The sequence below is a fragment of the Nocardioides sp. P4_G4 genome, from assembly GCF_056401085.1.
Map to the genome: position 1 here is coordinate 1 of NZ_JBFUKA010000068.1, position 25349 is coordinate 25349.

The window sequence follows — 25349 nt, forward strand, 5'->3', positions numbered from 1 at the left end:
ATCATGAAGATCGCCCTGGGCTGGCCTCTCCAGCTCGCCGCCCTGGGCGCCATGGTGTGGCTGCTCGCGCGCAACCACACCCCGATGGAGCCCACGGCCCGCGAGTGAGGATCGGGGGTCAGCCCCCGTGGCCCTGCGGGGACAGGAGTCGCTCGAGCTCCTCCTCGACGTCGCCCGGCACCACGAAGAGCAGCTCGTCGCCCGCCTCCAGCGGCTGCTCCGCCGACGGCGTGTAGACCTGCCCGTCGCGCAGGATCGTCACCAGCGCGCAGTTGTCGGGGAACGGCACCAGGCCGCTGGGCGTGCCGACGTACGGCGACTCCGGCGGCAGCGTCATCTCCACCAGGTTCGCGTTGCCCTGGCGGAAGGTGAACAGCCGCACCAGGTCGCCGACCGAGACGGCCTCCTCGACCAGCGCAGACATGATCCGCGGCGTCGACACGTTGACGTCGACGCCCCAGGCCTCGGTGAACAGCCACTCGTTGTTGGGGTGGTTGACCCGCCCCACGGTGCGCGGCACGCCGAACTCGGTCTTGGCCAGCAGCGACGTGACGAGGTTGGCCTTGTCGTCGCCGGTGGCGGCGATGACCACGTCGCACTTGTCGAGCTGCGCCTCGTCGAGCGACGACATCTCGCAGGAGTCGGCGAGCAGCCACTCCGCGTTCGGGACGCGCTCGGGCCGGATGGCCGAGGGCGCCTTGTCGATGAGCAGGACCTTGTGACCGTTGTCGATCAGCTCACGGGCGATGGAGCGGCCCACGGCTCCTGCCCCGGCGATGGCGACCCTCATCAGAGCTCCTCCGGACCGTTCTCGAGGACGGAGTAGGCGTGGGCCGCCCCCTCCTCGCGGATGACGAGGTGCAGCATGTCGCCCTCCTGGATGACGGTGTCGCGGGTGGGCAGCATGCCCTCGCCCAGGCGGTCGATCCACGCGATGCGGCTGCGCGACTGCTCCTGGAAGTGGATGGTGCGCTGGCCGACCCAGTGCTCGGGGACCTGGATGTGGTCCACGCGGATGGTGCCCGACGGGTCGCGGAAGTCCGGCTCGGCGCCGGCCGGGAGGATCCGGCGCAGCACCTGGTCGGCGGTCCACTTCACCGTCGCGACCGTGGTGATGCCGAGGCGCTGGTAGACCTCGGCGCGGCCGGGGTCGTAGATGCGGGCGACGACCTGCTGGATCCCGAAGGTCTCCCGGGCGACGCGCGCGGCGATGATGTTGGAGTTGTCACCGCTCGACACGGCCGCAAAGGCGTCCGCGCGCCGGATTCCGGCCTTCTCCAGGACTTCCTGGTCGAAGCCGTACCCCGTCACCTTGTCGCCGTTGAAGGTCGGCCCCAGGCGTCGGAACGCGTCGGGGTCGCTGTCGATGACGGACACCGTGTGGTTACGGTCCTCGAGGCTGCGAGCCAGCGTTGAGCCGACCCGGCCACATCCCATGATGACGACGTGCACGGACGCACCGTATCCCAGGTGGGGGCGGCGATCCCGGCGCCCGGCCCGAGCATGACTAGGCTGCCCGACGTGGGTGTCGGCGATGTGTCTAAACGGATCCTGCTCGGGCGCAAGCTCCGCAGCAGCCAGCTGGGGGAGACCCTGCTGCCCAAGCGCATCGCGCTGCCCGTGTTCGCCTCCGACGCTCTCTCGTCGGTGGCCTACGCGCCCGACGAGATCTTCATCATGCTGGCGGTCGCCGGTGCGTCGGCGTACGCCTGGTCGTGGAAGATCGGCATCGCGGTCGCGCTGGTGATGCTCACCGTCGTGACGTCGTACCGCCAGACGGTGCACGCCTACCCCTCGGGCGGTGGCGACTACGAGGTCGCCACGGTCAACCTCGGTCGGACCGCCGGGATCACGGTGGCCAGCGCGCTGCTCGTGGACTACGTGCTGACGGTCGCGGTGTCCATCTCGTCCGCGTCGCAGTACGCAGCCGGTGCGATCCCGTCGCTGGTCGGTCACGAGGCGGTGGCCGCCTGCGCGGCGGTGGTCTTGCTGACCGCGCTCAACCTGCGCGGGGTCCGGGAGTCGGGCACGTTCTTCGCCGTCCCGACGTACCTCTTCATGGTCTCGATCCTGGGCATGTGCGCCTACGGGCTCATGCAGCTCCTCTCCGGCGACCTCCCCGAGGCCGAGAGCGCCGGCCTGCAGATCCAGCCCCAGGAGGGCTGGGAGGGCCCGCTCACGCAGGTGGCGCTGTTCTTCCTGCTCGCCCGCGCCTTCTCCTCGGGCTGCGCCGCGCTGACCGGCGTCGAGGCCATCTCCAACGGTGTGCCCGCCTTCCGGCGGCCCAAGAGCAAGAATGCCGCCACCACGCTCCTGCTGCTCGGCCTGATCGCGATCAGCATGATGATGAGCGTCATCGTGCTGGCCAACCAGATGCACATCCGCTACGTCGACCCGCACGAGCTCGAGCGGCTCACGACCGCCGCCGGTGCGGCGCTCCCGGCCGGCTACGAGCAGAACCCGGTGATCTCGCAGATCGCGTCCGGCGTGTTCGACCACTTCCCGCCCGGCTTCTACTTCGTGACCACCGTCACCGGCGTGATCCTCGTGCTGGCCGCCAACACGGCGTTCAACGGCTTCCCGGTGCTCGGATCCATCCTCGCCCAGGACGGCCTGGCCCCGCGGTCGCTGGGCTCGCGCGGCGACCGGCTCGCCTACAGCAACGGCATCGTCTTCCTCGCCGCCATGTCGATGCTGCTGATCTGGATCTTCGACGCCGAGACGACCAAGCTCATCCAGCTCTACATCGTCGGCGTCTTCGTGTCCTTCAACCTCAGCCAGCTGGGGATGATCAAGCACTGGACGCGGCACCTCAGGACCGAGCGCGACCCGGCGGAGCGACGCCGGATGTTCCGTGCCCGGGTCATCAACACCTTCGGCCTCGGCATGACCGCGGTCGTCCTGGTGATCGTGCTGCTCACCAAGTTCCTCGCCGGTGCCTGGATCACCATCCTCGCGATGATCTTCTTCTTCCTGATCATGCAGGGCATCGCCCGCCACTACGACCGTGTCGAGCTCGAGCTCGCGGCCGACGAGCAGGACAAGGTGATGCCGACCCGCGTGCACGCCATCGTGCTCGCCTCCAAGCTGCACAAGCCGACCCTGCGGGCGCTGGCGTTCGCCAAGGCCACCCGACCCAACGCGCTCGAGGCGATCTACGTCTCGACCGACGACGCGGCCACCGCCAAGCTCATGGCGGAGTGGGACCAGCGCCAGATCGACGTCCCGCTCAAGGTGCTGCACTCGCCGTACCGCGAGGTGACCCGGCCGATCGTGCAGTACGCCCAGGAGATCCGGAGGGCCAACCCGCGCGGGGTCGTGGCCGTCTACATCCCCGAGTACGTCGTGGGGCGCTGGTGGGAGCAGCTGCTGCACAACCAGACGGCGCTGCGCCTGAAGGGACGGCTCCTGTTCGCCCCCGGCGTCATGGTCACCTCGGTGCCCTACCAGCTCCGTTCGTCGCGCATCGCCCTCGAGCGCGAGGAGGCGCTGGAGGGTCGCGTGCACGCCGGCGACCTGCGCCGCGGGCGGGTCACCAACCGGAAGGACGACCGGTGAGCCGGCATCCTCGTGCCCGGAAGTCCCGTGGTCCCTCCCGCGTCGGTGAGCGCTTCGAGGCCGAGGTGGGCCCCGTCGCCCACGGCGGACACTGCATCGTCCGGCTCCCCGAGCCCGAGTCCCGGGTCGTCTTCACCCGGCACGCGGTGCCGGGGGAGCGGGTGGTCGTCGAGATCACCGAGGGCAGCGAGGGCGACCGGTTCTGGCGCGGTGACGCCGTGGAGGTCCTGACGGCCTCCGCGGACCGGGTCGAGGCGCCGTGCCCCGTCGCGGGGCCCGGCCTGTGCGGTGGCTGCGACTTCCAGCACGTCGCGCTGCCCGCGCAGCGCGACCTCAAGGCCGCCGTCGTCCGCGAGCAGCTCGTCCGGGTCGGCCGCCTGCCCGCCGACCACCCGCTGGTCGCCGGTCTGGTGGTCGAGCCGGTGCCCGGCGACGACCACGGCCWGCGCTGGCGCACCCGGATGCAGTGGGCCCGCACCGACGACGGGCGCCGCGGCCTGCGCGCCCACCGCTCACGACGCGTCGTACCGGTCGACGACTGCCTCATCGCGCACCCCGACGCCCGCACGCCCGAGCCCGGGCCGCCGATCGTCGAGACCGTCGAGGGCCGTGAGTTCGTCGTCGACCCCGACGGCTTCTGGCAGGTGCACCCCGGTGCGCCGTCGGTGCTCGTGGACACCGTCCTCGAGGTCCTGGACCCGCAGCCGGGGGAGCGGGTGCTCGACCTGTACGCCGGTGTCGGGCTCTTCGCGCGCTTCGTCGGCGAGCTCACCGGGGACCGGCTGGTCGCCGTGGAGGCCGACCGCGCCGCCTGTGGGCACGCCCGTGCCAACCTCGTGGGTCACGAGGGTGCCGCCGTGGAGTGCGGACCGGTCGACCGGGTGCTGGCGTCGTCCTACGACGAGCCCTTCGACCTCGTCGTCCTCGACCCGCCGCGCGAGGGCGCCAAGCGCGTCGTCGTCGAGCAGGTCGTCGACCGGGCGCCACGCGCCGTCGCGTACGTCGCCTGCGACCCCGCCGCGCTGGCCCGGGACCTGGCGATCTTTGCCGAGCACGGCTACCACCTCGAGCAGCTGCGCGCCTTCGACCTCTTTCCGATGACGCATCACATCGAGTGTGTCGCGCTGCTGGAGAAGACCGGCCCTGACCTGCGGTGACGCGATCGGCGTTCCTGGTTGTCCATGCGCTGGCGGGTGTTCTCGTACTCGTCGAGGACGATGGTGGTGACGACGGTTCGGCGAAGCATGTTCGAACGCAAGCGCATCATCACCGTGGGATGAGATCCAAGCAATCGCGACGACGTGGACCCCGGGCACATCCGAGCCTCCACGAAACCCGGGCGATTCAATGTGCGGATGGCCATTGCCCCGGAGTGATTGGCACGAGACGATCTCTGCAGAGGTGAGGCGATGAAGGTGCGACCGGGTGCTGTGGTCCGAGGAGTCGGTGTCGCCCTCGCCTGCCTCGCGCCGGACCCGTCCAAGCGCTCGCCCCTCTTGATCGCGGGGTTTGCGACGGGATGGTTCCTGAACAAGCCAGGACTTCAGATCTTCACGGTCATCCCTGATACGGATGAGCCGTGGAAGCGCACTACGGTGCCTTTCGCGACCTCGGTGACGGCGTGGTCGACGACGATGCTGGCGGCCACGACCGTCGTGCGTAGGACAAGGCTGCCGGTCCCGATCGCGGCGGTTGTGCTCGGAGGCGGCCTGGTGGCAATCGACTCCCTTCTCGCCGATCTGGGCGAGGCGCGTGAGGCGCGTGAAGCGGCCAAGGCAGCGGAGTCCCATGCATCGGAACCCGCCGGGGATTGACCAGGACCGCACGGGTCGGCGTGGCGAGCTGCGACCTGGATCTCGCAGGCCTGCACCGGCATCGAGCATGGTGGGCACGCAAGTGTGCCAGAGCATGTGCGGGTGCATCCGCTCGATCGCGCGGGCCCCGGCCGGCGGAAGCGGTGTGAGGACCTCCTTGTGACCCTTGCCCCATCCCGGAGGGCTCAGGCAACTCGCCCTGACCACGGACCGCGGTGAAATCACCCCGCTCGGGGGAGGACCGGCGTGCGTACGGGGCGGATATTGCAGGCAGGTGGCCGCATCCAGCCGCCGTGGACGACTCCGGAGGACCGAGCCATGTGCCCAGAGCCGAGCTCCCGAGCGATCCTGCCGATCCCTCACCAGGTGGCGCCCGGACTGACGACCTACGACGCCAAGGACCCCGACACGGCGTCCCCGCCGATCGTGCCGCTGAACCCCCCGAAGGGCGCGCCGAACGTCCTGGTCATCCTGCTCGACGATGTCGGGTTCGGGGCGTCCAGCACGTTCGGGGGGCCGTGCGCCACTCCGACCGCCGAGCGGCTGGCCGCGGGAGGTCTGAAGTTCAACCGGTTCCACACGACGGCCCTGTGCGCGCCGACGAGGCAGGCCATGCTCACCGGCCGCAACCACCACTCCGTGGGGATGGGCAGCATCACCGAGACCGCGACCTCGGCCCCGGGGAACTCCTCGGTGCGGCCGAACAACAAGGCGCCGGTGGCGCTGACCCTGAAGCTCAACGGCTACTCCACCGCCCAGTTCGGCAAGTGCCACGAGGTGCCCGTGTGGCAGTCGTCGTCGATGGGGCCGTTCGACGCCTGGCCCTCGGGCGGTGGCGGGTTCGAGACGTTCTACGGGTTCATCGGTGGGGAGAACAACCAGTACGACCCGGCCCTCTACGACGGCACGACCCCGGTCGAGCCGCCCGCCACGGCGGAGGAGGGATACCACCTGACCGAGGACCTGACGGACCGGGCCATCGGCTGGGTGCACCAGCAGAAGGCGCTCATGCCCGACAAGCCGTTCTTCGTCTACTTCGCTCCGGGCGCCACGCACGCGCCGCACCACGTCCCGCTCGAGTGGGCCGACAAGTACGCCGGTCAGTTCGACGACGGCTGGGACGTCCAGCGCGAGCGCACGTTCGCGCGCCAGAAGGAGCTCGGCGTCATCCCCGAGGACGCGGACCTGACCGAGCGCCACGACGTCATCCCCTCCTGGGACGACATGCCCGACGAGCTCAAGCCGGTGCTCGCGCGCCAGATGGAGGTCTACGCCGGGTTCCTCGAGCACACCGACCACCACGTCGGCCGGCTGATCGATGCGCTGGAGGGCCTGGATGTCCTCGACGACACGCTGATCTACTACATCATCGGGGACAACGGGGCCTCCGCCGAGGGCACGATGAACGGCGCCTTCAACGAGATGGCGAACTTCAACGGAATGGCGGCGGTGGAGACCCCGGAGTTCCTGTTGAGCACCAAGGACCAGCTAGGCACCCCGTCCTCCTACAACCACTACTCGGTCGGGTGGGCCTGGGCGATGAACAGCCCGCTCCAATGGACCAAGCAGGTCGCCTCGCACTGGGGCGGGACCCGCAACGGGATGATCGTGCACTGGCCCAGCGGGGTCGCGCAGAAGGGTGCGGTGCGGTCGCAGTTCACGCACGCGATCGACGTGGCCCCGACCATCCTCGAGGCAGCCGGTCTGCCCGAGCCCACGATGGTCAACGGTGTGCTCCAGAGCCCGATGGAGGGCACGAGCATGCTGTACGCGTTCGAGGAGGCAACCGCACCCGAGCGCCACGACCTCCAGTACTTCGAGATGTTCGGCAACCGCGGCATCTACCACAAGGGCTGGAGCGCGGTCACCAAGCACAAGACGCCGTGGGTCATGGTCGGGGGTGACCTCCTGGCGTTCGACGACGACTTGTGGGAGCTCTACGACGGCAGCAGTGACTTCAGCCAGGCCCACGACCTGGCTGCGGAGAACCCCGAGATGCTGGCCAAGTTGCAACGCCTGTGGCTCATCGAGGCGACCAAGTACAACGTGCTGCCCCTCGACGACCGCGGCGCGGAGCGGCTGAACCCCGACCTCGCGGGTCGCCCGACGCTGATCCACGGGACCTCCCAGCAGTTCTTCCCCGGGATGGGGCGGCTCTCCGAGAACAGCGTGGTCAGCATCAAGAACAAGTCGTTCTCGGTCACGGCCGACGTCGACGTCCCCGACGGCGGCGTCGAGGGCGTCATCATCGCCCAGGGCGGTCGCTTCGGCGGCTGGACGGTCTTCGTCAAGGACAACCGGCTGACGTTCGTCTACAACGTCCTCGGCATCCACCACTTCGTGACCCGGAGCGACGAGCCGGTCCCGTCCGGCCACCACCAGCTGCGGATGGAGTTCGCCTACGACGGGGGCGGCCTGGCGAAGGGTGGAGGCGTCACGCTCTACCACGACGGCACCGCCGTGGGCACCGGACGCGTCGAGCTCACGCAGCCGATGGTCTTCTCGGCCGACGAGACGACCGACATCGGCTACGAGTCCGGCACCACGGTCTCGCCTGAGTACACCGCCCGCACGAGCAGGTTCACCGGCAAGATCGCCTGGGTCCAGCTCGACCTCGGCGACGACGACCACGACCACGACCACTTCATCGACCCCGAGGAGCGCGTGCGGATCGCCATGGCCCGCCAGTGAGACCGGAGCGTCAGGGACGCACGATGCAGCGGAAGCCCAGGTGGCTGGTCGAGGTGTCCACGGTCTGACGCTGCCGTGCCGCCGGCCGGTAGCGCAGGCAGTAGTTCGGCGCGCACAGGTGGGACCCGCCCTTGACGACCTTCGGCGCCCACGTCCCGGGAGTCGGGGATGACGAGAGCGGGACCTCGGGCTCGCGTTGGGGTCCGCAGCAGCTCGCCGCTGGCGGCACCTCGCTGCTGACCACCGACACCGCGGCCCCGGCGCGCTCGGCGTGGCTCGTGGTGAAGTCCTGGCACGTCCACTCCCAGACGTTCCCCGTCATGTCGACCAGGCCGTACCCGTTCGGGGGGAACCTGCCGACCGGGGACGTGCGCTCGTACCCGTCGAGCAGGTCGTTCTGCACAGGGAAGTCGCCCTGCCACGTGTTGGCCATCATCCGCCCCCGTGGGGCGAACTCGTCTCCCCAGGCGAACACGGCACCGTCGAGACCGCCGCGGGCCGCGAACTCCCACTCCGGCTCCGTCGGCAGCTCCTTGCCGGCCCAGGCGGCGTACGCCAGCGCGTCGGCATATGCCACGTGCGTCACTGGGTGCAGGTCGCGGCCGTGCACGGTGCTGTCCGGCCCCTCGGGATGCCGCCACTGCGCCGACGGCGTCCAGGACCACCAGGCGCGGTAGTCGTCCAGGCTCACGCGACGGTGTGGAGGCGTGAAGACGAGCGAGCCCGGCACCAGCTGCTCGGGATCCGCGTCCGGGAAGGCCAGGGCGTCGGGGGCGATCTCCGCGACGGTGACGTGGCCGGTCGCCTTCACGAAGCGTCGGAACTCCGCCACGGTCACCGGGTGCTCGTCCATCCAGAACTCGTCGACCTCGACCGTCCGGACGGGTCGCTCCTCGGGGTAGAAGTCCTCGGACCCCATCGTGAACGCCCCACCGGCGATCCAGACCATGTTCTTCAGCGGCCGCGCACTCGGCCCCGATCGCTCCACCACGTGCCTCCCCCTCGCACTGCGCAGCCACCCTAGTCCGGCCTGACGGAACTCGAGCAGAAGCGCTCGACGTTGGCATCCCGGGGTGTCGAGTCCTTGCTAAGGGACTCGTGCGAATGGCCCGCCGGTGGTGTCGGCGACGACCTCGACGAAGGCCTCACCCTGGTCCAGGTCGTCGGTGGAGATCAGCGAGGCCACCTGTTCGAGCGCGGTCACCAGGGTGGCCCGGGGGACGGCGGTGGCCTCGGTGCTGCCGTGCACGTCCGGGCGCGTTGACATCAGCGCGGTCAGGCGGGGCAGCGTGTCGGGCCGATCGACCCACAGGGCGTGCAGGGACCGCGGTGTGGCGTTGCGGCTGCCGTGGTGGCCGACCTTGTAGAGGTCGATCTCGGCGAGCTTCCTCATCAGCTCGGGCTCGTGGGGGAGCCGGTCGAGGGTGAACTGCCAGTTCTCGATCTGTGCGTCCCCGGGGAACAGCATGCTCAGTTCGCCGACCTCCATGAGCAGGACCAAGCTGGTGTTGTTGAGGGCGTCGTCGAGCTTGCGCACGAGGCGGGTGACGGAGTGCAGCTTCTGCTGGGCGAGGCGGTCGATCAGCCAGCGCACGGGCCCGGGCCCGACGTGGACCGTCGGCTCGGCGCCCGAGCCACCGTAGGTCGCGTCTGCGGCGGCGTGGTGAAGGGAGGCGCGCAGGGCAAGCATCCAGTACTGGGGGTCGTCGTCGCGCTTCTTCGCGACGCGGGGATCCTGTTCGATGGTGGGGGGACCGAGCACGGTGATCGTCAGTCCGGGCAGCACCGTGGCCGTCTCCGGGTCGGCGCCGGCGTACAGGTAGCGGCCGTGGCCGTTCGCGGAGAGCTCGTCGAGGAGCGCGATCGCGTCGGTGTTCTTGAGCTGCTCCTCGACGGCCGCCTTGAGGTCGGCGTGCAGTCCGGGTCGTGCGGCGAGATGGTCGACGGCGTCCTGGGCCGCGGAGAGGTTCCGGGCGAACCGGGCCGAGGAAGAGCCGATGGGGGAGGCAGGGGCTGCGACCGCTGGGTTGTCCGCCGTTGCGGACAGGTCGGGATGCTCGGTCCATGGGCGCAGGACCAGCGTGGGGTTGAGGTCGCGGATCGTCGTGTCCCCGGTGTCGTCGGAGAACCCGAACAGGTGGTCCTTGTGGCGATGGGTGAGCACGACGACATCGAGCTTGCCGTGGGTGTGCTCGGCGATCAGCTTCGCGACGTCGCTCATCCGCCCCTTGGTGCGGTGCTCGCGCGCCGACCTGGTGGAGCCGTAGTCGATGAGCAGGTGCCGCTCGGCCCGGCCGTCGGCCAGCGGTGCGTCGTACTCCAGGGACATCAGGAAGCAGTCCCCGAAGCCCACTTGGTACATCCGGATCCGGACCCGCACGACCTTGCTCACCACGCCTCCCCGGAGTTGAGCTCGGTGTTGTGGAGCTCGGCGAACGCCTGCCCGCGCCCGGCGCCGTCGGAGAACCCGAGACGCTTGCTTCGGTCCGTGCCCCCGGTCCGGTGGAGGTACTCCACGCGACGCAGCTGGCGACGCCAGTCGTCGAGGTCCTTGTGGATGTGCACCTTGAGCCGGCCGAACTGGTCGAAGACCAGGGTCCCGCCGCCGAGCAGCTGTACCGGTGTTGCGGGGTCGAGGTCGTCAGGGATGTTCAGCTCGGTGATCTCCTCGAGCTCCTCCGCGCTGAGGTCGAGCGTCTGGACGTAGGTGGCGACGGTCTCGACCACGATCAAGCCGTCGGGTGTGATGCGCTGGCTGGGGCGGACCGACTCGATGATCGTGTAGTACTTCGTGGCGACGCCGAGCCGGAGCGCGTTCTGCCACAGGAAGCGGAAGATCTCGTCGCGATCGCTCCGCAGGGCCGCGAAGTTGAAGCCGAGGTAGTGCGGCGCGACCTCGGCATCGAGCACGTCGGTCACGCTGTTGCGGGGCCGGCGGATGCCGGCCTTCTCGAACCGGTCGACGAGGATGTCCCGGTAGCCGAGGTCGTCGTCGGGGACCACCTCGGCGTCGGCGAGGAGCACGGCGTCGAGCAGGTCGCCGAACTCGAACTCCACCGGTGGCAGGTAGTCCAGGCCGCGGATCAGCATGGTGAGCAGCTGGCTCGCCGCCCGGGCGCCCTCCTCGGCCGCACGGACGCGGTCGAGCGTCGCCACCGGCGTCCGCTCCGGCGCGAGCAGCGGCTCCAGCCGCTTGACCCAGATGTCGATGAGGAGGTCGAGGACGACGGCGACCAGCACCTCGCCGCGCCGGTGCGGCTCCTGGAACTGCGGGAGGTCGGCCCAGTCCGCGGGGGGCGGGGTCATCGCGGAGCGCCGCAGGGCGCCGCGGCCCTGGGTCAGGACCTGACCGATCTGCTCGGCGACCCCGGCCAGGACGCCGCTGCGCAGCTGGGCCGGCTCGACCTGGCGGCGCTTGATCCGCCCGGCCTTGTCGGCCTTGCCCAGGCACTGCTCGACCACCGGTCGCATCGAGAAGACCGACAGCAGCGCGACGATGTCGGCGAATCCCTCGTGGAACCCTGCCTGGTCGGGGAGACCGGGCTCGAGGAACCGGCTCCGCAGCCCGTCCAGCACCGCGTGCGTGGTCTCGTGCACGACCACGTCGTAGCTGAGGCAGGTGTAGGTCGGCCTCCCCTCGATCGCCGGCACGTAGCCGAAGAGCAGGGCGCGGTCCTCGCAGGCGTAGTAGGCATTGGCCTCGGCGAAGGCGTGCGGGACCAGGTGGAGGTGGTGGCCGCTGAATCCCCACGAGAGCCGCCGCCCGAGCGCCGACTCGAAGGTGGCCAGCGTGCGCGAGGCCGCGGCGTACACCTGCTGGGCGTGGAAGCCGTAGTCGCTCTCGAGCACCCTGTCGGCTGCGTCCGCGAACGCGTCGTCGTTGGGCAGGCCCGGATGCTTGACGTACCTCCCGGTCGAGGAGTCGAAGTCGACGACGTGGAAGCGCGCCCCGCGCGGCCCGTCCTCCATCCGCGACCACGGTATCTTGACCGTCGCAGTCAGGACCTTGCCGTCGTCGCCCTTGACCGAGGGGTCCTGGGCGATGATCCGCAGCGTGATCTGGTTGCGGGGCGCGTCCGGCGCCTCGGTGAACTCGACACCTTCGGGCACGGCTAGCTCCCGACCTGGGGGCGGTAGGGCTTCGCGGAGCCGGCGGTGCCGTCGATCCGTTGCTGGACCGAGGGATGCAGGACGTCGGCCGGGGTCAGGACGCGTGCCTTCCAGCCCAACCCGAGCACCGCCCAGTACGACTCGTGGCGATGGATCTCTCCGTCCACCGCGTTCGAGGCCGGCAGCGGCGTCCCGGGCGGTACTCCGACCAGGTGCTCATACCTCCTCGCATCGATCCTCAGTCCTGCGGCGACCGCCTCGTCGGCCATCCAGCCGAGTGCGATGTCGGAGAGCTGGTGCTCCTCGTACTGGCCACCGACGTCGCTGTGCACGCCCGCGAACCAGACCTCCTTGAGGTCCTCGGGACGCTCGGCGACCTGCTGGGGGTCGAACCGGTACGACGGGAACGGGCGCCGGTTCTCGTCGATCGCGATGGCCAGTCGACCCGCGGCGACGTTCTTGACGTTGCGGGTGAACGGCCAGTGGGCCTGCTCGAACCTTGCCCGCGCGTTGAGCCAGCCCACCGACTTCACCGTGTCCCACAGACCCAGGAAGGTGATGTTCCTGGCGAACCGCTCGAACTCCGGGTTGCCGAACTTGCGACCGAACTCGCCACGCGTCTCCCAATACTTCTTGTCCTCCGCCTCGCTGACGGTGCGCGAGGTGTTGCGTGCATAGAGCTTGATCGCGTAGGGCACCAGGTTCTCCGCGCCCGGGCTGAGCAGACCGACGGTCCTCAGCATTCCGGCCAGCGCCAGCGCCGTGTAGGCGCCGCGGCTGAACCCGAACACGTAGATCCGGTCGCCGTGGCGGTAGTTCGCCATCAACCACTGGTAGGCATCGACGATGTTGTCGCGCACGCCGTAGCCCGCGACCAGCCCGGCGAAGCGGGTCAGCGACCTGCCCACCGACGTGGTGGCGCTGCGTGCTCCCATGGTCCCCACGCCCGGGTCGTAGTAGACGAGCTGGTCCTCGTCCTTGACCGCCATGTCGAAGAGACGGGCCACGTTCGTGACGTCGGCTTCAGGCTCGTTGCTCGTGCCGTCGAGGCACAGGACCAGGTTGCGACCCGGAACCTCGGGGAGCTGGTGCGCCATCTGGGCCTCACAGAGTGATGGATGTTCCTACCGAACGGGACAGGCGCGATGTCCACCTGGTGCTGAGGCCGTCCGGGACCCGAGTGGCCGGCCGAGCCGTGCTGACCGCGATTCAGTTCGACGATACTTCCGACCACGCCCATGGGAGAACCACGACTTCGCTGTCAGCCGGGAGTGAGCAGTGCCCGTGAGGTCATGCCGACGGTGTGCGCCAGACCGTCGATGAAGCGGTCACGCAGGAGGCTCGTGCGGCCCAGTGCCCAGATCGTCTCCGCGGTCACCCAGGCGAGGTCGCGAGCCTTGTCGATGTCCCAGCTGCTGAGCAGGTGGACGACCGGACCGATGTGGTCGTCGGCCTGTGTGCCGATGGCGTCGAGGAAGGACCGCCGGATCGGGGACTCGACCTGAGCGAGGACCAGGTTGACCGTCTCGTAGTCGCGGTGGATGTCCTCGGGCCGGAGACCACGGGCTCGACACGTCCTCACCACGGCGAGAGGAAGGTCGTGCTCGATGTGCGCGTTCATCCCGGCGAGGGCGTACTGGATCGGCAGGAGCCCGGCGACGCGTGCCTGGAAGAGCGGCCTCCACGCGGCCGGGACGGCACCCGCTGCGGCGTCTGCGGCGTACGCCTCCAACCAGAGGGTGGCGAAGCGGACATCGAGCTCGGCCATGGTCGCTGCGTCCCGGAACAAGGTCGAGTCCCCGGCGGGATCAGCGATCATCGCGGCGATGCGTTCGGTGACGGTGAGGTACATGCGGTTGAACACCGCGACCCCATCATGGCCGGCGAGCTCCGCGTCGATCTCCCGCATCCGGGAGATGACGCCGTTGACCGTGGTCGGCAGACTCACCAGGGATGCCGGATCAGATCGGATCGGGTTGGGCGCCGAACGGAGGAGCTGAGGCTGTCGTGTCCTCGATCGGCTCGGTGAGCGCCGAGGGACGGGGCACGGGCCGCTCGGGTCGTGTCGCCCCGGTGGCCTTTCCGGGGGCGTTGCTCAAGATGGTGCGGGCCTGCTTGTCGACGAGCCCGGTGAACAGCTGCTGGGCCACTCCGAAGACGAAGGCGTAGGCCAGGATCTGCGCTTGCGAGTCCAGGTTGGAGAAGCCGGGGATGAAGTCGCCGCGGATGGCGATCAGCGCCCCGACTGCAGTGACGGCGCCCAGGGGGAGCTTCAGCAGCGCGAGCGCCTGAGGGACGTTGTACGGCGACGCAGTGGCCTGCATGTTCTTGATCGCCAGGATGGCGGCCAGGAGCCCTCCGAGTGTCCCGAGCAGGGTCACCGTGATGACATCGTGGCCCGAGGGCACAGAGCCCCCGGAGGCGCAGATCGGCCCGTCGGCACCGGAGAAGCAGAAAGGCACATCCGTCGGGTTCGCGTAGACGTAGACGACGAACGCCAGGAGCAGCACCGACATGGCGCCCGCTCCGCCGAGGACGGTGTTTCGGAAGTTGCGCAGTCTGAGGTACTCCGCGTCCGAGGCGCCGAAACCGATCTCCACAGCCTTCGCCAGCCTGGCGGTGCGGCCGCTGTCGGTGGGCGAACCAGCCAGGAGCTGGAGCGCCGCCAACCGGCGGGGATCGTCGCGGTCCAGCCCTGCCTCGACCCGGGCGACGGCCTCGGGGACCTCGGCCTCGATGTCGTCGGGACCGTAGATGCCCACGATCATCGACTCGGCGGCGTGCAGGTTCTGGTACGCCGCGTCGATCAGGGTTCCTCGCCACCAGTTGCTCAGTCTGCCCGGGGCCGGGTCGCGGCGCACGGTCGCACTGCGGGCGGCGGCCAGTCGTCTTCGCACCCCGTCCTCGATGGCCTGCTGCGCCGGTGTCCAGGTCGCGGTCGAGACCCTCAGCTGGTCGACCTTGCTCTCCATCATCGCTGCCGAGACGTTCACGTCCTGAGCCCACACCCGCTTGCAGGCCTTTGGTTCTGCGTCCTTGCTGGTGACCATGACCCCTCCCTAGTGACCTCGGCTCGGGATGCCTCCAGTGACCATGAGTCGGAACCACGCGTTCCGATACAGCATAGGGCGAGAAAGTCCTCCGAGGTCGACGCCGTGGGGGCAGACAAAAGCCACGATCTACCCAGTTTGGGCGATGCGCGCCGGTGAGTCCGGTGCTGGTCTGAAGGGTGCCTGCGGCACCGGATCGTGACAGCTGCAGGTCCTGGAGTGAGGACACATGCCTGTCGTGGTCGGCCGCGTCCTGATCGCTGGTGTGCTGGCGGTCGGCCCGCTTCTCGGTGCTCCGGCACCGCCGGCCGCCGCTGCTGCATGGTCGGCGGTGGACACGGTGGCGGGTTCGGGGTTGGCCTCGTCGCTCGAGACGTGGGACGCCACAGTCGTCGACTACGACGGCGACGGGGACCAGGATGTCTGGGTCGGGTACCACGACCAGGGCGGTCGGCTCTTCCGCAACAACGGTGCCGGCGTCTACACCCGGGTGGCGGCGGCTGCTTGGCCGCGCGTCAACGCGGACGGAATGATCCCCGACCGGCACCTGTGCACGTGGGCCGACGTCGACCGCAACGGTCTCGTGGACGCCTACTGCTCAGCCGGTCGTGGTGGGCAGAACCTGGTGAAGACAGGCAAGGACAACGAGCTGTGGCTGCAGACGGCCTCGGGGCAGTTCAGCGAAGTCGGTACGGCGTGGGGCGTCGGTGACGTGTGCGGGCGAAGCCACTACGTCGCGTTCCTCAACGCCAACGGGGACGGCTACCCGGACCTGTTCGTGGGTAACGCCTCCCCGCGTGCGGTGACCGGTGACCCCTGCGACAATCCGGCCAACGGGCTGCCCACCGAGCAGAGCAAGTTGTTCCTCAACCAGGCGGGCGCCGGGTTCCAGTCGGTCGGCAGCTGGGGCATCAGCGGCTACGGCGGGACCCGCTGTGCCGAGGTCGTCGACATCAATCGCGACGGCTGGGACGACCTGCTGGCCTGCGGTGACACCGCGACCAAGCTGTACCGCAGCAACCGGGGGACTGGGTTCACCGACGTCGCCGCCGCGAACGGGCTCACCGGCACCCACACCGACGCGGACTTCGGCGATCTGGACGGCGATGGGGACCAGGACCTGGTCACGACGGTCTGGGGCAGGGTCGAGAGGCGACTCAACAACGGTGGAGCGCTCTCCGCTCCCGTGCGGATCTACTCGGTCCCCAGCGGGGGTGGCGGACGCGCGGTGTCCATCGGTGATGCGGACGGGGACGGGGACCTCGATGTCTACGCGTTGATCTCGAACGTTCCCGGCGGGACCAACCCCGACGACGTCGTGCTGCGAAACACCGCCTTGAGCTTCTCCCCGGTGCCGGTTCCCCGAGCCGCGGGCATCGGCGATGCCGTTGCCGCACTCGACGGCAACGCCGACGGACGCAGCGAGTTCCTTGTCCTCAACGGCGTGGAGACCAGCGGGCCTGCCCAGCGCATCGAGCTCAGATCCCAGTGACCACCACCCAGTCGATGACACCCACACCGGAGGGACCACAGATGTCCACCACGAGCCGTGCGCCAGGAGCGCTACGCACCTTCCTGCTCGCGGGCATCGCAGTCCTGCTCACGGTCGGCATCGCCGCCGCGGGGTCGGCAACCGGGCGCGCTGCCGGCGATCCCTCGCCAGCCACGAGCAGACCCGTCGCCGCTTCGGCACCGACGACCTCGCCGAACATCTTCTTCTACAACCTCGACGATCTCCGCGACGCCTTCCCCGGCGCCATCGACCCGCTGCAGTTCATGCCGAAGACGCGGGCCTGGATGACGGGGGGTCGCCGCTACACCCAGATGTTCGTGGCGGATCCCTCCTGCTGTCCTTCCCGATCATCGTTGATGACCGGCAGGTACCCGCACAACAACGGCGTCCTCGACCAACAGGACGGCCCGCTGTTCGACGGCGCGCACTCGATGGCCTGCTACCTGCGCACGGCGGGGTACGCGACCTACCTCGACGGCAAGTTCCTCACCACCTGGCCGAAGACCACCCTGCCACCCTGCTTCGACCATTCGACGGTGATGTGGGGCGGGTACAACAACGTCTCGGTCCGACTCGACGGGAAGGCTCAGACCGGGTCCGGCTACTCCACCACCTTCCTGGGCAACCAGGGTCGGTCCTACATCACCAGCGCGTTGTCCGGCACGAAGCCGTTCGTGCTGTACGAGACCCCACAGGCGCCGCACTGGGTCGACATCACCAACCCGAACGGCAGCATCTCGAAGCTGGCCGTCCCGGATACCAAGTACGCGTCGGCGAACGTCGGGACCTGCTCCGGGGTCCCCGAGGCCGACCGCTCCGACAAACCGGCGTACGTGCGCACCATGAACTACACGACGGCGCAGGGTCAGGCGATGTGCCAGAGCCAGCTGCGGGCCATCATGAGCGCGGACGACCAGTTCGCGGCGACGATGCAATTGCTCTCGGACCGCGGGGTCCTCGACAACACCCTGGTGATCTTCTCCTCCGACAACGGCTACAACTGGGGTGAGCACGGCCGGTGGGAGAAGTTCGTGCCGTACGAGCCGACGATCCGCGTCCCCCTGCTCGTTCGCTGGCCCGGCCACATCACCGCCGGCACGGACACCACCAGGCAGGTCTCCTACCTCGACCTGCTGCCGACGATCCTCGAGGCTGCCGGCTTCACGCTTCCTGCCAATGCGCCGCGGCTCGATGGCGAGTCACTCCTGCAGGCCGGGCGCAGGACCACCATGTACAGCGAGTACTACGTGGACGCCGCCAATCCCAACATCCCGTCGTGGCGCATGGTCCGCACTGCCACCACGAAGTACGTCCAGACCTACAACTCCCAGGGCGCGGTCATCGCGCGCGAGTACTACAACCTGACCAACGACCCGGCCGAGAACACCAACCTGCTCGGGGACTCCTCGACGACCAACGATCCTGCGGCCAGCACGGTCACGAACCTCACCAACCGGCTCAACGCCTTCGCCATCTGCGCCGGCCCGGCCTGCGTCCAGTAGGACGTCCTCGACATCTCTGTCCTGGCCGTCATGTGCCGGACCCTCGACCTCCCGGCAACGCGTGGGTAGCGTCGCGGACATGAGCGAGAACGGCATCGACCCGAGCGTCCCTCCGAGCGGCCCGGGGTGCGTGGAGTGCGAGGCGACGGGAGGCTGGTGGGTGCACCTGCGCCGGTGTGCGCAGTGCGGTCACGTCGGCTGCTGCGACTCCTCCCCGTCCCAGCACGCGACGGCCCACCACGGCGCGACCGGGCACCCGGTCATGCAGAGCTACGAGCCCGGCGAGGACTGGTTCTGGGACTTCGACCGCCAGGAGGGGCTCGACGGGCCGGAGCTGGCGCCGCCGACCTCGCACCCCGCGGACCAGCCCACCCCGGGACCGGCGGGCCGGGTGCCGGACGACTGGCGCCAGCACGTCCACCGATGAGCCGGCGGGAGGGGGACGCGTGGCGTCGTACGTAGTGAACGCAGCCGCCGTCGAGCACGCGCGACGGCTCATCGAGAAGCGGCAGTACGTCCTCGAGAGCGACTGGGGTGACGTCCAGCCCGACGCCGAGGCCCAGAACGCCTACCTCGACCGGCACGCCTGGGACGAGTACGCCGCCTGGCACCTCGGGCTGACCGAGGGGGCCAACGACAACACCAAGGCGCGCTACGCCTTCGGCTACGGCGACCTCCGGCGGGTCCACCGCAGCGGCCTGATCGCGTGCGTCTACCGCGCTGCGGAGTGGCGGCACAAGCAGGTGGAGCTCGCGGCCCACGACCTGCTCCAGCGGCTGGACGCGCGGGCCGGCATCACGTGACACCTCTCTCGGCATCATGTATCTTGATGTCGAGATAAACACCCGCACCCGAACTTAGGTGTGCCTTGCTTCCGCAGGCTCGACGTCCGGCGGCAAGATGGGTGGCAGACCCGACGACTCAACAGGAGATGTGGCGGATGGCCAGTCAGGACAGCTTCGGCGCCAAGAGCACCCTCGATGTGGACGGCAAGTCCTACGAGATCTTCCGCCTCGACAAGGTGGTGGGCGACGGCCTCGACGTGGAGTCGCTCCCGTTCAGCCTCAAGGTGCTGCTCGAGAACCTCCTCCGCACCGAGGACGGCGCGGACATCACCGCCGACGACATCAAGGCGATCGCCGGCTGGGACGCGGACGCGGACCCCAGCAAGGAGATCCAGTTCACGCCGGCGCGCGTGATCATGCAGGACTTCACCGGCGTGCCGTGCGTCGTCGACCTCGCCACGATGCGCGAGGCGATGGCCGAGCTCGGTGGTGACGCCACCAAGATCAACCCGCTCGCGCCGGCCGAGATGGTCATCGACCACTCCGTCATCGCCGACGTCTTCGGCTCGCCCGACGCGTTCGAGAAGAACGTCGAGATCGAGTACGAGCGCAACCGTGAGCGCTACCAGTTCCTGCGCTGGGGCCAGGGCGCCTTCGACGACTTCAAGGTCGTCCCGCCCGGCACCGGCATCGTGCACCAGGTCAACATCGAGCACCTCGCCCGCACCGTCTTCACCCGTGAGGTCGACGGCGAGCTGCAGGCCTACCCCGACACGTGCGTCGGCACCGACTCCCACACCACCATGGTCAACGGCATCGGCGTCGTCGGCTGGGGCGTGGGCGGCATCGAGGCCGAGGCCGCGATGCTGGGCCAGCCGGTCAGCATGCTCATTCCGCGCGTGGTCGGCTTCAAGCTCAACGGCGACCTGCCCGAGGGCGCGACCGCCACCGACCTGGTCCTCACGATCACCGAGATGCTGCGCAAGCACGGCGTGGTCGGCAAGTTCGTCGAGTTCTACGGACCCGGCGTCTCGGCGCTGCCGCTGGCCAACCGCGCCACGATCGGCAACATGAGCCCGGAGTTCGGCTCGACCATCGCGGTCTTCCCGATCGACCAGCAGACCGTCGACTACCTGCGCCTGACCGGCCGCTCCGAGGAGCAGCTCGCGCTCGTCGAGTCCTACGCCAAGGAGCAGGGCCTCTGGCACGACCCGGACGCCGAGCCCCGCTACTCCGAGAAGCTCGAGCTCGACGTCTCCACCGTCGTGCCGTCGCTCGCCGGCCCGAAGCGCCCCCAGGACCGCGTCGAGGTCTCGGAGGCCAAGGACTCGTTCCGCAACGCGCTCAAGGACTACGTCTCCGAGGGTGACGACGACCCCGACGACGCCGCCGAGGCCACCGGCTACGACGAGGCGGTGGAGGAGTCCTTCCCGGCCTCCGACGCCCCCTCGCACACCAGCGGCAACGGCGCGCCCGTCCACGCGGACGCCACCCCCGCCGCCGGTCGTCCGAGCAACCCGGTCACGATCTCGCTGGACGGTCAGGAGGTGCAGGTCGACCACGGTGCCGTGGCCATCGCCGCGATCACCTCGTGCACCAACACGTCCAACCCCAGCGTGATGATCGGTGCCGCGCTGCTGGCCAAGAACGCCGTCGAGAAGGGCCTCTCCCGCAAGCCGTGGGTCAAGACCACCCTGGCCCCGGGCTCGAAGGTCGTCAGCGACTACTACGAGCGGTCCGGCCTCACGCCGTACCTCGACAAGCTCGGCTTCAACCTGGTCGGCTACGGCTGCACCACCTGCATCGGCAACTCCGGCCCCCTCATCCCCGAGGTGTCCAAGGCCGTGCAGGACAACGACCTCGCGGTCGTCTCGGTGCTGTCGGGCAACCGCAACTTCGAGGGCCGGATCAACCCGGACGTGAAGATGAACTACCTGGCGTCCCCGCCGTTGGTCGTGGCCTACGCCCTGGCCGGCTCGATGGACGTCAACCTGTTCGACGACCCGCTGGGCCAGGACACCGACGGCAACGACGTCTACCTCAAGGACATCTGGCCGAGCCCGACCGAGGTCGAGGAGACCATCGCGCGAGCGATCACCTCCGACATGTTCGGTGAGTCCTACAAGGACGTCTTCGCCGGCGACGAGCGCTGGCAGTCCCTGCCGACGCCCGAGGGCGACATCTTCGAGTGGGACCCGGAGTCGACCTACGTGCGTCGTCCTCCGTACTTCGACGGGATGCCCGACGAGCCCACGCCGGTCGAGGACATCGACGGCGCGCGGGTCCTGCTCAAGCTCGGTGACTCGGTCACGACCGACCACATCAGCCCCGCCGGTGCGATCAAGAAGGACAGCCCGGCCGGCCGCTACCTGGCCGAGCACGGTGTGGAGCAGCGCGACTTCAACTCCTACGGCTCGCGCCGGGGCAACCACGAGGTCATGATCCGCGGCACCTTCGCCAACATCCGGTTGCGCAACCAGCTGGCGCCCGGCACCGAGGGCGGCGTGACGCGCGACTTCACCGCCGACGGCGAGGTGACGAGCGTCTTCGAGGCCTCCGAGCGCTACATCGCCGCAGGCACCCCGCTCGTCGTCCTGGCGGGCAAGGAGTACGGCTCGGGCTCGTCGCGCGACTGGGCGGCCAAGGGCACCTCGCTGCTCGGCGTCAAGGCCGTCATCGCCGAGTCCTACGAGCGCATCCACCGCTCCAACCTGATCGGCATGGGCGTCATCCCGCTGCAGTACCCGGAGGGCCAGAACGCCGAGTCGCTCGGCCTCACGGGCGAGGAGACGTTCTCGATCACCGGCATCACGGCGCTCAACGACGGCAGCACGCCCAGGACCGTCAAGGTCACGGCGGGCGACACGGAGTTCGACGCGGTCGTCCGCATCGACACCCCGGGTGAGGCCAACTACTACCGCAACGGTGGAATCATGCAGTACGTCCTGCGGAACCTGCTCAAGGGCTGACCCCTCGGGGCTTCCCACGCACGGGCGGCCGTCACCACCTCCGACCAGGGGGTGTGGCGGCCGCCCGTCGTTGCGTGCGGTTGCCGGTGCCCCCGTAGCCTGACGCGGTGACCGAGACCGAGCCCCCCGCACAGCCCGGCCGCAGCTCCCGGGTCCTGCTGGTGCTCTCCACCGTGGTCTCCCTGGTCCTGCTCGGCGGAGCGCTCGCCGCACCCCTGGTCGCGCGCGTGGCCGGCTACGAGCGCGCGCCGATCGACCTGTCCGACGTACGGACGTGGGACATCGAGGACACCCGGCACACCGACGACGACGTCGACTACCCGCAGACACCTCCGGCCGGCGGTGCGCACGCGCCGGTGTGGCTGGAGTGCGGTGTGTACGACGTGCCGGTCCGCGACGAGAACGCGGTCCACGACCTCGAGCACGGCACGGTCTGGATCACCCACGACCCGGACCTGTCCGACCGCGACCTGCAGGTCCTGGCCGCGCAGCTGCCCGACAACGGGATCATGTCACCGCGCGAGGGCCTGCCCTCACCCGTCGTGGTCACGGTGTGGGGTGCGCAGATCGCCCTGGACGACGCCCGCGACGACCGGCTGCGGCTCTTCCTCGCGGAGTACGGCGACGGCCACACGGCGCCGGAGTTCGGGGTGACCTGCAACGGCGGAACCACGGACCCCGACGGCGCGGTGCCGGAGCCGGGCACAGCGGCCTGACCGGCCAGGATTTCCGGGCGGCGCACCCCTCCGGATGCGTTCCCCGAGGCGTGTGGACGTGTGAGGCTTCCCCGCGACCCAGGAGCAACGATGACCACGCACGTGACGGACCGGCTCGAACGCCTCTCCGAGGAGGCGCCGACGCACCTCGGCGAGCCCGGGGAGCTGTGGCGCCACGGCCGGCGTCGCCAGGCGCGGCAGTGGCTGGCCGGGACGGCATCCCTCGTGATGCTCGCCGTCCTCGGCGGGACCGTCGCCGGTCCCGCGCTCGGGCCGGGCCGCGTCGAGGTGGCCACGACCCCCGGCGGAGACCTCAGGCTCCCCGACGTGATCCGCGAGCCCGGGGGCTGGGAGCCCGCGTTCGACGGGCCACCCGGACCGCTGGCCGCGGTGGGGATCGGCACCCGCGCCGGGCTGCTCACCACCCGGACGGCCTGGTGGGGGGTGTCGGGGGTGACCGGGGAGGCCCGCTTCCTCGACCTGCCCGACGCCGCGGTCGGCGTCGGGTCGCCGGCGCTCTCGGAGGACGGCCGCCGGGTCGCCTACTGGTCCGCCGGCCCGACCACCGGCGTGCCGCTGATCGACGGGGACTACGACCCCGCGGTCGGCGTCGCCGTGCTCGACCTGGTAACGGGCGACGTGCGGCGCTGGGACACCTCGACCCCGCACGGTCTGATGACCGCGGGCCTCGCCTGGGCGGGAGACGTGCTGTGGTGGGTGGGCGGCGACTACGCGACCGGCGGCACGGAGGAGGAGAGGCGCGGCGAGAGCTCGGCCCGCGTCGCCGCGCACACCTGGGACCTCGGCTCCGACGAGCGTCGTACGCCGCGTGGTGTCGGTGCCGCCGTGTCGGTGAGCGGCAGCGCTCCCGGCGGGATGCTCGTGCCCGGGCGGGACGGGTCGTTGCGGGTTGTCGAGGGTGACGAGGTCACGCGACGGATCGCGGTGGACCAGCACCTGCTCCAGCAGTCCAGCTCCGCCCCGGCCCTCGGCCCGACCGGATGGCTGGCTGGCGTGCAGCCGGAGGACCCCCTCGTGGCGGACGGGGACCTCCACCCCGTCGTCGCAGGCGAGGTGGACGTCGACACCGGCGCCGCGCGGCTCTCCGCGGTGGGGGACGTGACCGCCTGGTCCGTGCTGGGTTGGCGCGGACCGACGGACGTCGTCGTCGAGACCACCACGCCTCCGGGGGGTCGCGAGCCCGTACGGGCAGACGCCGTCGACGTCGCCTCGGGGGAGTCCGAGACGCTCGTCGAGTTCCGTGGCAACGTCCCGCAGACCTTCGCGGCCCAGGTGTGGTCGGCGCCCGTGGTGGACGCACCGGACGCGCCGTTCGCGCCCGACCGGCGGCTCGTCGGCCTGGTGCTGGCCGGGGCCGTCCTCCTGCTCGTCCGCGTGGGGCTGGCGGTGAGGCGACGTCGTGGGCGCGCCTGACTCCTTCGAGGCCTTCGTCCTCGCCCGCCAGGCCGCGCTGCTGCGCACCGCCTACCTGCTGACCGGGCACGCCCAGGACGCCGAGGACCTCGTCCAGACGACGCTGATCAAGGTGGTGCCGCACTGGCGGCGCATCGCTGACGACCCGGAGCCCTACGTGCGACGCGTGCTCGTGCACGAGAACGTCTCGCGGTGGCGGCGCCGGCGGTGGCGGGAGGTCGCGTCCGACGCGCTGCCCGAGGTGCTCGCCGAGACCGCCGACCACGACGACCTGCTGGCGGTCCGCGCGGCGCTGGCGGGCCTCGCCCCGCGGCAGCGGGCCGTCGTCGTGCTCCGCTACTACGAGGACCGCACCGAGGCCCAGACGGCCGACCTGCTGGGCATCTCGGTGGGCACCGTCAAGTCCCACGCCCGCGACGCCGTGGCCCGGCTCCGGCTGGGGCTGGTCCGCGAGCCCGTCGACGACCGGTGAGCGGGACCGGGCGTCGTACGGTGGGGCCCATGCTCGTTGCCTTCTCGATCTCCCCGACGTCCAGCGACCCGAGCGGGTCGGTCACCGAGGCCGTCGCGGCGGCCGTCCGCGTGGTGCGCGAGTCCGGACTGCCGAACCGGACGGACTCGATGTTCACCACGCTCGAGGGGGAGTGGGACGAGGTGATGGCCGTGGTCAAGCAGGCCGTCGACGTCGTCGCCGAGGTCTCCCCTCGGGTCGGCCTCGTGCTCAAGGCCGACATCCGGCCCGGGTACGACGGCCAGCTCACCGCGAAGGTCGAGCGGATCGAGGAGGCGCTGCGTGGAGAGTGAGGTCCGCTCCTACCGCACCGGCGGCGAGGAGGTCGTCCTCGACCTGACCCGCGACGTCGCGTCCTTCGTGGACGGCCGCGGCGACGGGCTGGTGCACGTCTTCGTCCCCCATGCCACCGCGGGACTGGCGATCCTGGAGACCGGCGCGGGATCCGACGAGGACCTGCTCTCGGCGCTCGGCGACCTGCTGCCGGCCGACGACCGCTGGCGGCACCGCCACGGCTCGCCGGGGCACGGCCGCTCGCACGTGATGCCGGCCCTCGTGCCGCCGTACTGCTCCGTGCCGGTCCTGGGCGGGGATCTCGCGCTCGGCACCTGGCAGAGCATCTGCCTGGTCGACCTCAACGTCGACAACGCGCAGCGTGACGTGCGGTTCTCGTTCCTGGCCGGCTGACGCATGGAC

Annotated in this window: 22 protein-coding genes; 14 read left to right on the forward strand and 8 right to left on the reverse strand. The window is 70.1% G+C overall.

What is annotated here, in order from left to right; translation table 11 throughout:
* Positions 1-118: 118 nt before the first annotated feature.
* Both AC1DQF_RS15725 and AC1DQF_RS15730 read right to left on the reverse strand, forming a co-directional pair.
* Positions 119-790 carry a potassium channel family protein gene (locus tag AC1DQF_RS15725; protein WP_477526161.1) on the reverse strand — a complete coding sequence of 224 codons (672 nt, stop codon included), beginning with the start codon at positions 788-790 and terminating at the stop codon, positions 119-121.
* Positions 790-1452, reverse strand: coding sequence for a potassium channel family protein (locus AC1DQF_RS15730; protein ID WP_477526162.1), 663 nt, complete (start codon positions 1450-1452; stop codon positions 790-792). Before AC1DQF_RS15730 ends, AC1DQF_RS15725 begins: the two co-directional genes overlap by 1 nt.
* Positions 1453-1503: 51 nt before the next feature.
* On the opposite strand from AC1DQF_RS15730, the gene AC1DQF_RS15735 reads away from it, so the two are divergent.
* From AC1DQF_RS15735 to AC1DQF_RS15750, 4 genes are all read left to right on the forward strand, one after another.
* Positions 1504-3558, forward strand: coding sequence for an APC family permease (locus AC1DQF_RS15735; RefSeq protein WP_477526163.1), 2055 nt, complete (start codon positions 1504-1506; stop codon positions 3556-3558).
* A complete protein-coding gene (locus AC1DQF_RS15740) occupies positions 3555-4715 on the forward strand; it encodes a class I SAM-dependent RNA methyltransferase (RefSeq protein ID WP_477526164.1) in 1161 nt (386 codons plus the stop codon). The genes AC1DQF_RS15735 and AC1DQF_RS15740 overlap by 4 nt, the downstream gene beginning before the upstream one ends.
* A 252-nt stretch (positions 4716-4967) precedes the next feature.
* Positions 4968-5372, forward strand: coding sequence for a hypothetical protein (locus tag AC1DQF_RS15745; RefSeq protein WP_477526165.1), 405 nt, complete (start codon positions 4968-4970; stop codon positions 5370-5372).
* A 318-nt stretch (positions 5373-5690) separates the two neighbouring features.
* Entirely contained in the window at positions 5691-8063 is a 2373-nt protein-coding gene (locus AC1DQF_RS15750; RefSeq protein ID WP_477526166.1) for an arylsulfatase, read from the forward strand.
* 10 nt (positions 8064-8073) lie between these two features.
* Here AC1DQF_RS15750 and AC1DQF_RS15755 read toward each other — a convergent pair whose 3' ends face one another.
* From AC1DQF_RS15755 to AC1DQF_RS15780, 6 genes are all read right to left on the reverse strand, one after another.
* Positions 8074-9054 carry a formylglycine-generating enzyme family protein gene (locus tag AC1DQF_RS15755; protein WP_477526167.1) on the reverse strand — a complete coding sequence of 327 codons (981 nt, stop codon included), beginning with the start codon at positions 9052-9054 and terminating at the stop codon, positions 8074-8076.
* Between the two features lie 96 nt (positions 9055-9150).
* Positions 9151-10455, reverse strand: coding sequence for a hypothetical protein (locus AC1DQF_RS15760; RefSeq protein ID WP_477526168.1), 1305 nt, complete (start codon positions 10453-10455; stop codon positions 9151-9153).
* Positions 10452-12173, reverse strand: a complete 1722-nt coding sequence (locus AC1DQF_RS15765) for a hypothetical protein (RefSeq protein WP_477526169.1) — start codon at positions 12171-12173, stop codon at positions 10452-10454. The genes AC1DQF_RS15760 and AC1DQF_RS15765 overlap by 4 nt, the downstream gene beginning before the upstream one ends.
* 2 nt (positions 12174-12175) lie before the next feature.
* Positions 12176-13270 carry a DUF2235 domain-containing protein gene (locus AC1DQF_RS15770; RefSeq protein ID WP_477526170.1) on the reverse strand — a complete coding sequence of 365 codons (1095 nt, stop codon included), beginning with the start codon at positions 13268-13270 and terminating at the stop codon, positions 12176-12178.
* Positions 13271-13434: 164 nt separating this feature from the next.
* Positions 13435-14121, reverse strand: a complete 687-nt coding sequence (locus AC1DQF_RS15775) for a DUF5995 family protein (RefSeq protein ID WP_477526171.1) — start codon at positions 14119-14121, stop codon at positions 13435-13437.
* Positions 14122-14134: 13 nt separating this feature from the next.
* The gene (locus AC1DQF_RS15780) at positions 14135-15223 is read right to left on the reverse strand and encodes a hypothetical protein (RefSeq protein ID WP_477526172.1); all 1089 of its coding nucleotides are present in this window, start codon (positions 15221-15223) and stop codon (positions 14135-14137) included.
* Positions 15224-15452: 229 nt separating this feature from the next.
* Here AC1DQF_RS15780 and AC1DQF_RS15785 point away from each other — a divergent pair, with 229 nt between their 5' ends.
* From AC1DQF_RS15785 to AC1DQF_RS15830, 10 genes are all read left to right on the forward strand, one after another.
* Positions 15453-16715, forward strand: a complete 1263-nt coding sequence (locus AC1DQF_RS15785) for an FG-GAP repeat domain-containing protein (protein ID WP_477526173.1) — start codon at positions 15453-15455, stop codon at positions 16713-16715.
* Positions 16716-16756: 41 nt separating this feature from the next.
* On the forward strand, positions 16757-18238 hold the full coding sequence (locus AC1DQF_RS15790) for a sulfatase-like hydrolase/transferase (protein WP_477526174.1): 1482 nt from the start codon (positions 16757-16759) through the stop codon (positions 18236-18238).
* Positions 18239-18317: 79 nt separating this feature from the next.
* Positions 18318-18665, forward strand: a complete 348-nt coding sequence (locus AC1DQF_RS15795; protein WP_477526175.1) for a UBP-type zinc finger domain-containing protein — start codon at positions 18318-18320, stop codon at positions 18663-18665.
* Positions 18666-18684: 19 nt separating this feature from the next.
* Positions 18685-19041, forward strand: coding sequence for a hypothetical protein (locus tag AC1DQF_RS15800; RefSeq protein WP_477526176.1), 357 nt, complete (start codon positions 18685-18687; stop codon positions 19039-19041).
* Positions 19042-19178: 137 nt separating this feature from the next.
* Positions 19179-21992 carry an aconitate hydratase gene (locus tag AC1DQF_RS15805; RefSeq protein WP_477526177.1) on the forward strand — a complete coding sequence of 938 codons (2814 nt, stop codon included), beginning with the start codon at positions 19179-19181 and terminating at the stop codon, positions 21990-21992.
* 107 nt (positions 21993-22099) lie between these two features.
* Positions 22100-22708, forward strand: coding sequence for a DUF3105 domain-containing protein (locus tag AC1DQF_RS15810; protein ID WP_477526178.1), 609 nt, complete (start codon positions 22100-22102; stop codon positions 22706-22708).
* A gap of 90 nt (positions 22709-22798) precedes the next feature.
* Positions 22799-24142 (forward strand): hypothetical protein, encoded by a 1344-nt coding sequence (locus AC1DQF_RS15815; protein ID WP_477526179.1) that lies wholly within the window; start codon positions 22799-22801, stop codon positions 24140-24142.
* Complete coding sequence (locus tag AC1DQF_RS15820) at positions 24129-24614, forward strand: SigE family RNA polymerase sigma factor (RefSeq protein ID WP_477526180.1); 486 nt, start codon at positions 24129-24131, stop codon at positions 24612-24614. The genes AC1DQF_RS15815 and AC1DQF_RS15820 overlap by 14 nt, the downstream gene beginning before the upstream one ends.
* Positions 24615-24643: 29 nt before the next feature.
* Entirely contained in the window at positions 24644-24946 is a 303-nt protein-coding gene (locus AC1DQF_RS15825) for a thiamine-binding protein (RefSeq protein WP_477526181.1), read from the forward strand.
* Positions 24936-25340, forward strand: coding sequence for a YjbQ family protein (locus AC1DQF_RS15830; protein WP_477526182.1), 405 nt, complete (start codon positions 24936-24938; stop codon positions 25338-25340). The genes AC1DQF_RS15825 and AC1DQF_RS15830 overlap by 11 nt, the downstream gene beginning before the upstream one ends.
* The last annotated feature ends 9 nt before the right edge of the window (positions 25341-25349 follow it).

Excerpts from the sequence above, each read along its gene's own strand:
- AC1DQF_RS15805 (WP_477526177.1), top strand. The coding sequence starts at position 19,179 with ATGGCCAGTCAGGACAGCTTCGGCGCCAAGAGCACCCTCGATGTGGAC.
- AC1DQF_RS15790 (WP_477526174.1), top strand. The coding sequence starts at position 16,757 with ATGTCCACCACGAGCCGTGCGCCAGGAGCGCTACGCACCTTCCTGCTC.
- AC1DQF_RS15745 (WP_477526165.1), top strand. The coding sequence starts at position 4,968 with ATGAAGGTGCGACCGGGTGCTGTGGTCCGAGGAGTCGGTGTCGCCCTC.
- AC1DQF_RS15770 (WP_477526170.1), bottom strand. The coding sequence starts at position 13,270 with ATGGCGCACCAGCTCCCCGAGGTTCCGGGTCGCAACCTGGTCCTGTGC.
- AC1DQF_RS15735 (WP_477526163.1), top strand. The coding sequence starts at position 1,504 with ATGACTAGGCTGCCCGACGTGGGTGTCGGCGATGTGTCTAAACGGATC.
- AC1DQF_RS15785 (WP_477526173.1), top strand. The coding sequence starts at position 15,453 with ATGCCTGTCGTGGTCGGCCGCGTCCTGATCGCTGGTGTGCTGGCGGTC.
- AC1DQF_RS15725 (WP_477526161.1), bottom strand. The coding sequence starts at position 790 with ATGAGGGTCGCCATCGCCGGGGCAGGAGCCGTGGGCCGCTCCATCGCC.
- AC1DQF_RS15780 (WP_477526172.1), bottom strand. The coding sequence starts at position 15,223 with ATGGTCACCAGCAAGGACGCAGAACCAAAGGCCTGCAAGCGGGTGTGG.
- AC1DQF_RS15825 (WP_477526181.1), top strand. The coding sequence starts at position 24,644 with ATGCTCGTTGCCTTCTCGATCTCCCCGACGTCCAGCGACCCGAGCGGG.
- AC1DQF_RS15795 (WP_477526175.1), top strand. The coding sequence starts at position 18,318 with ATGAGCGAGAACGGCATCGACCCGAGCGTCCCTCCGAGCGGCCCGGGG.
- AC1DQF_RS15815 (WP_477526179.1), top strand. The coding sequence starts at position 22,799 with ATGACCACGCACGTGACGGACCGGCTCGAACGCCTCTCCGAGGAGGCG.
- AC1DQF_RS15750 (WP_477526166.1), top strand. The coding sequence starts at position 5,691 with ATGTGCCCAGAGCCGAGCTCCCGAGCGATCCTGCCGATCCCTCACCAG.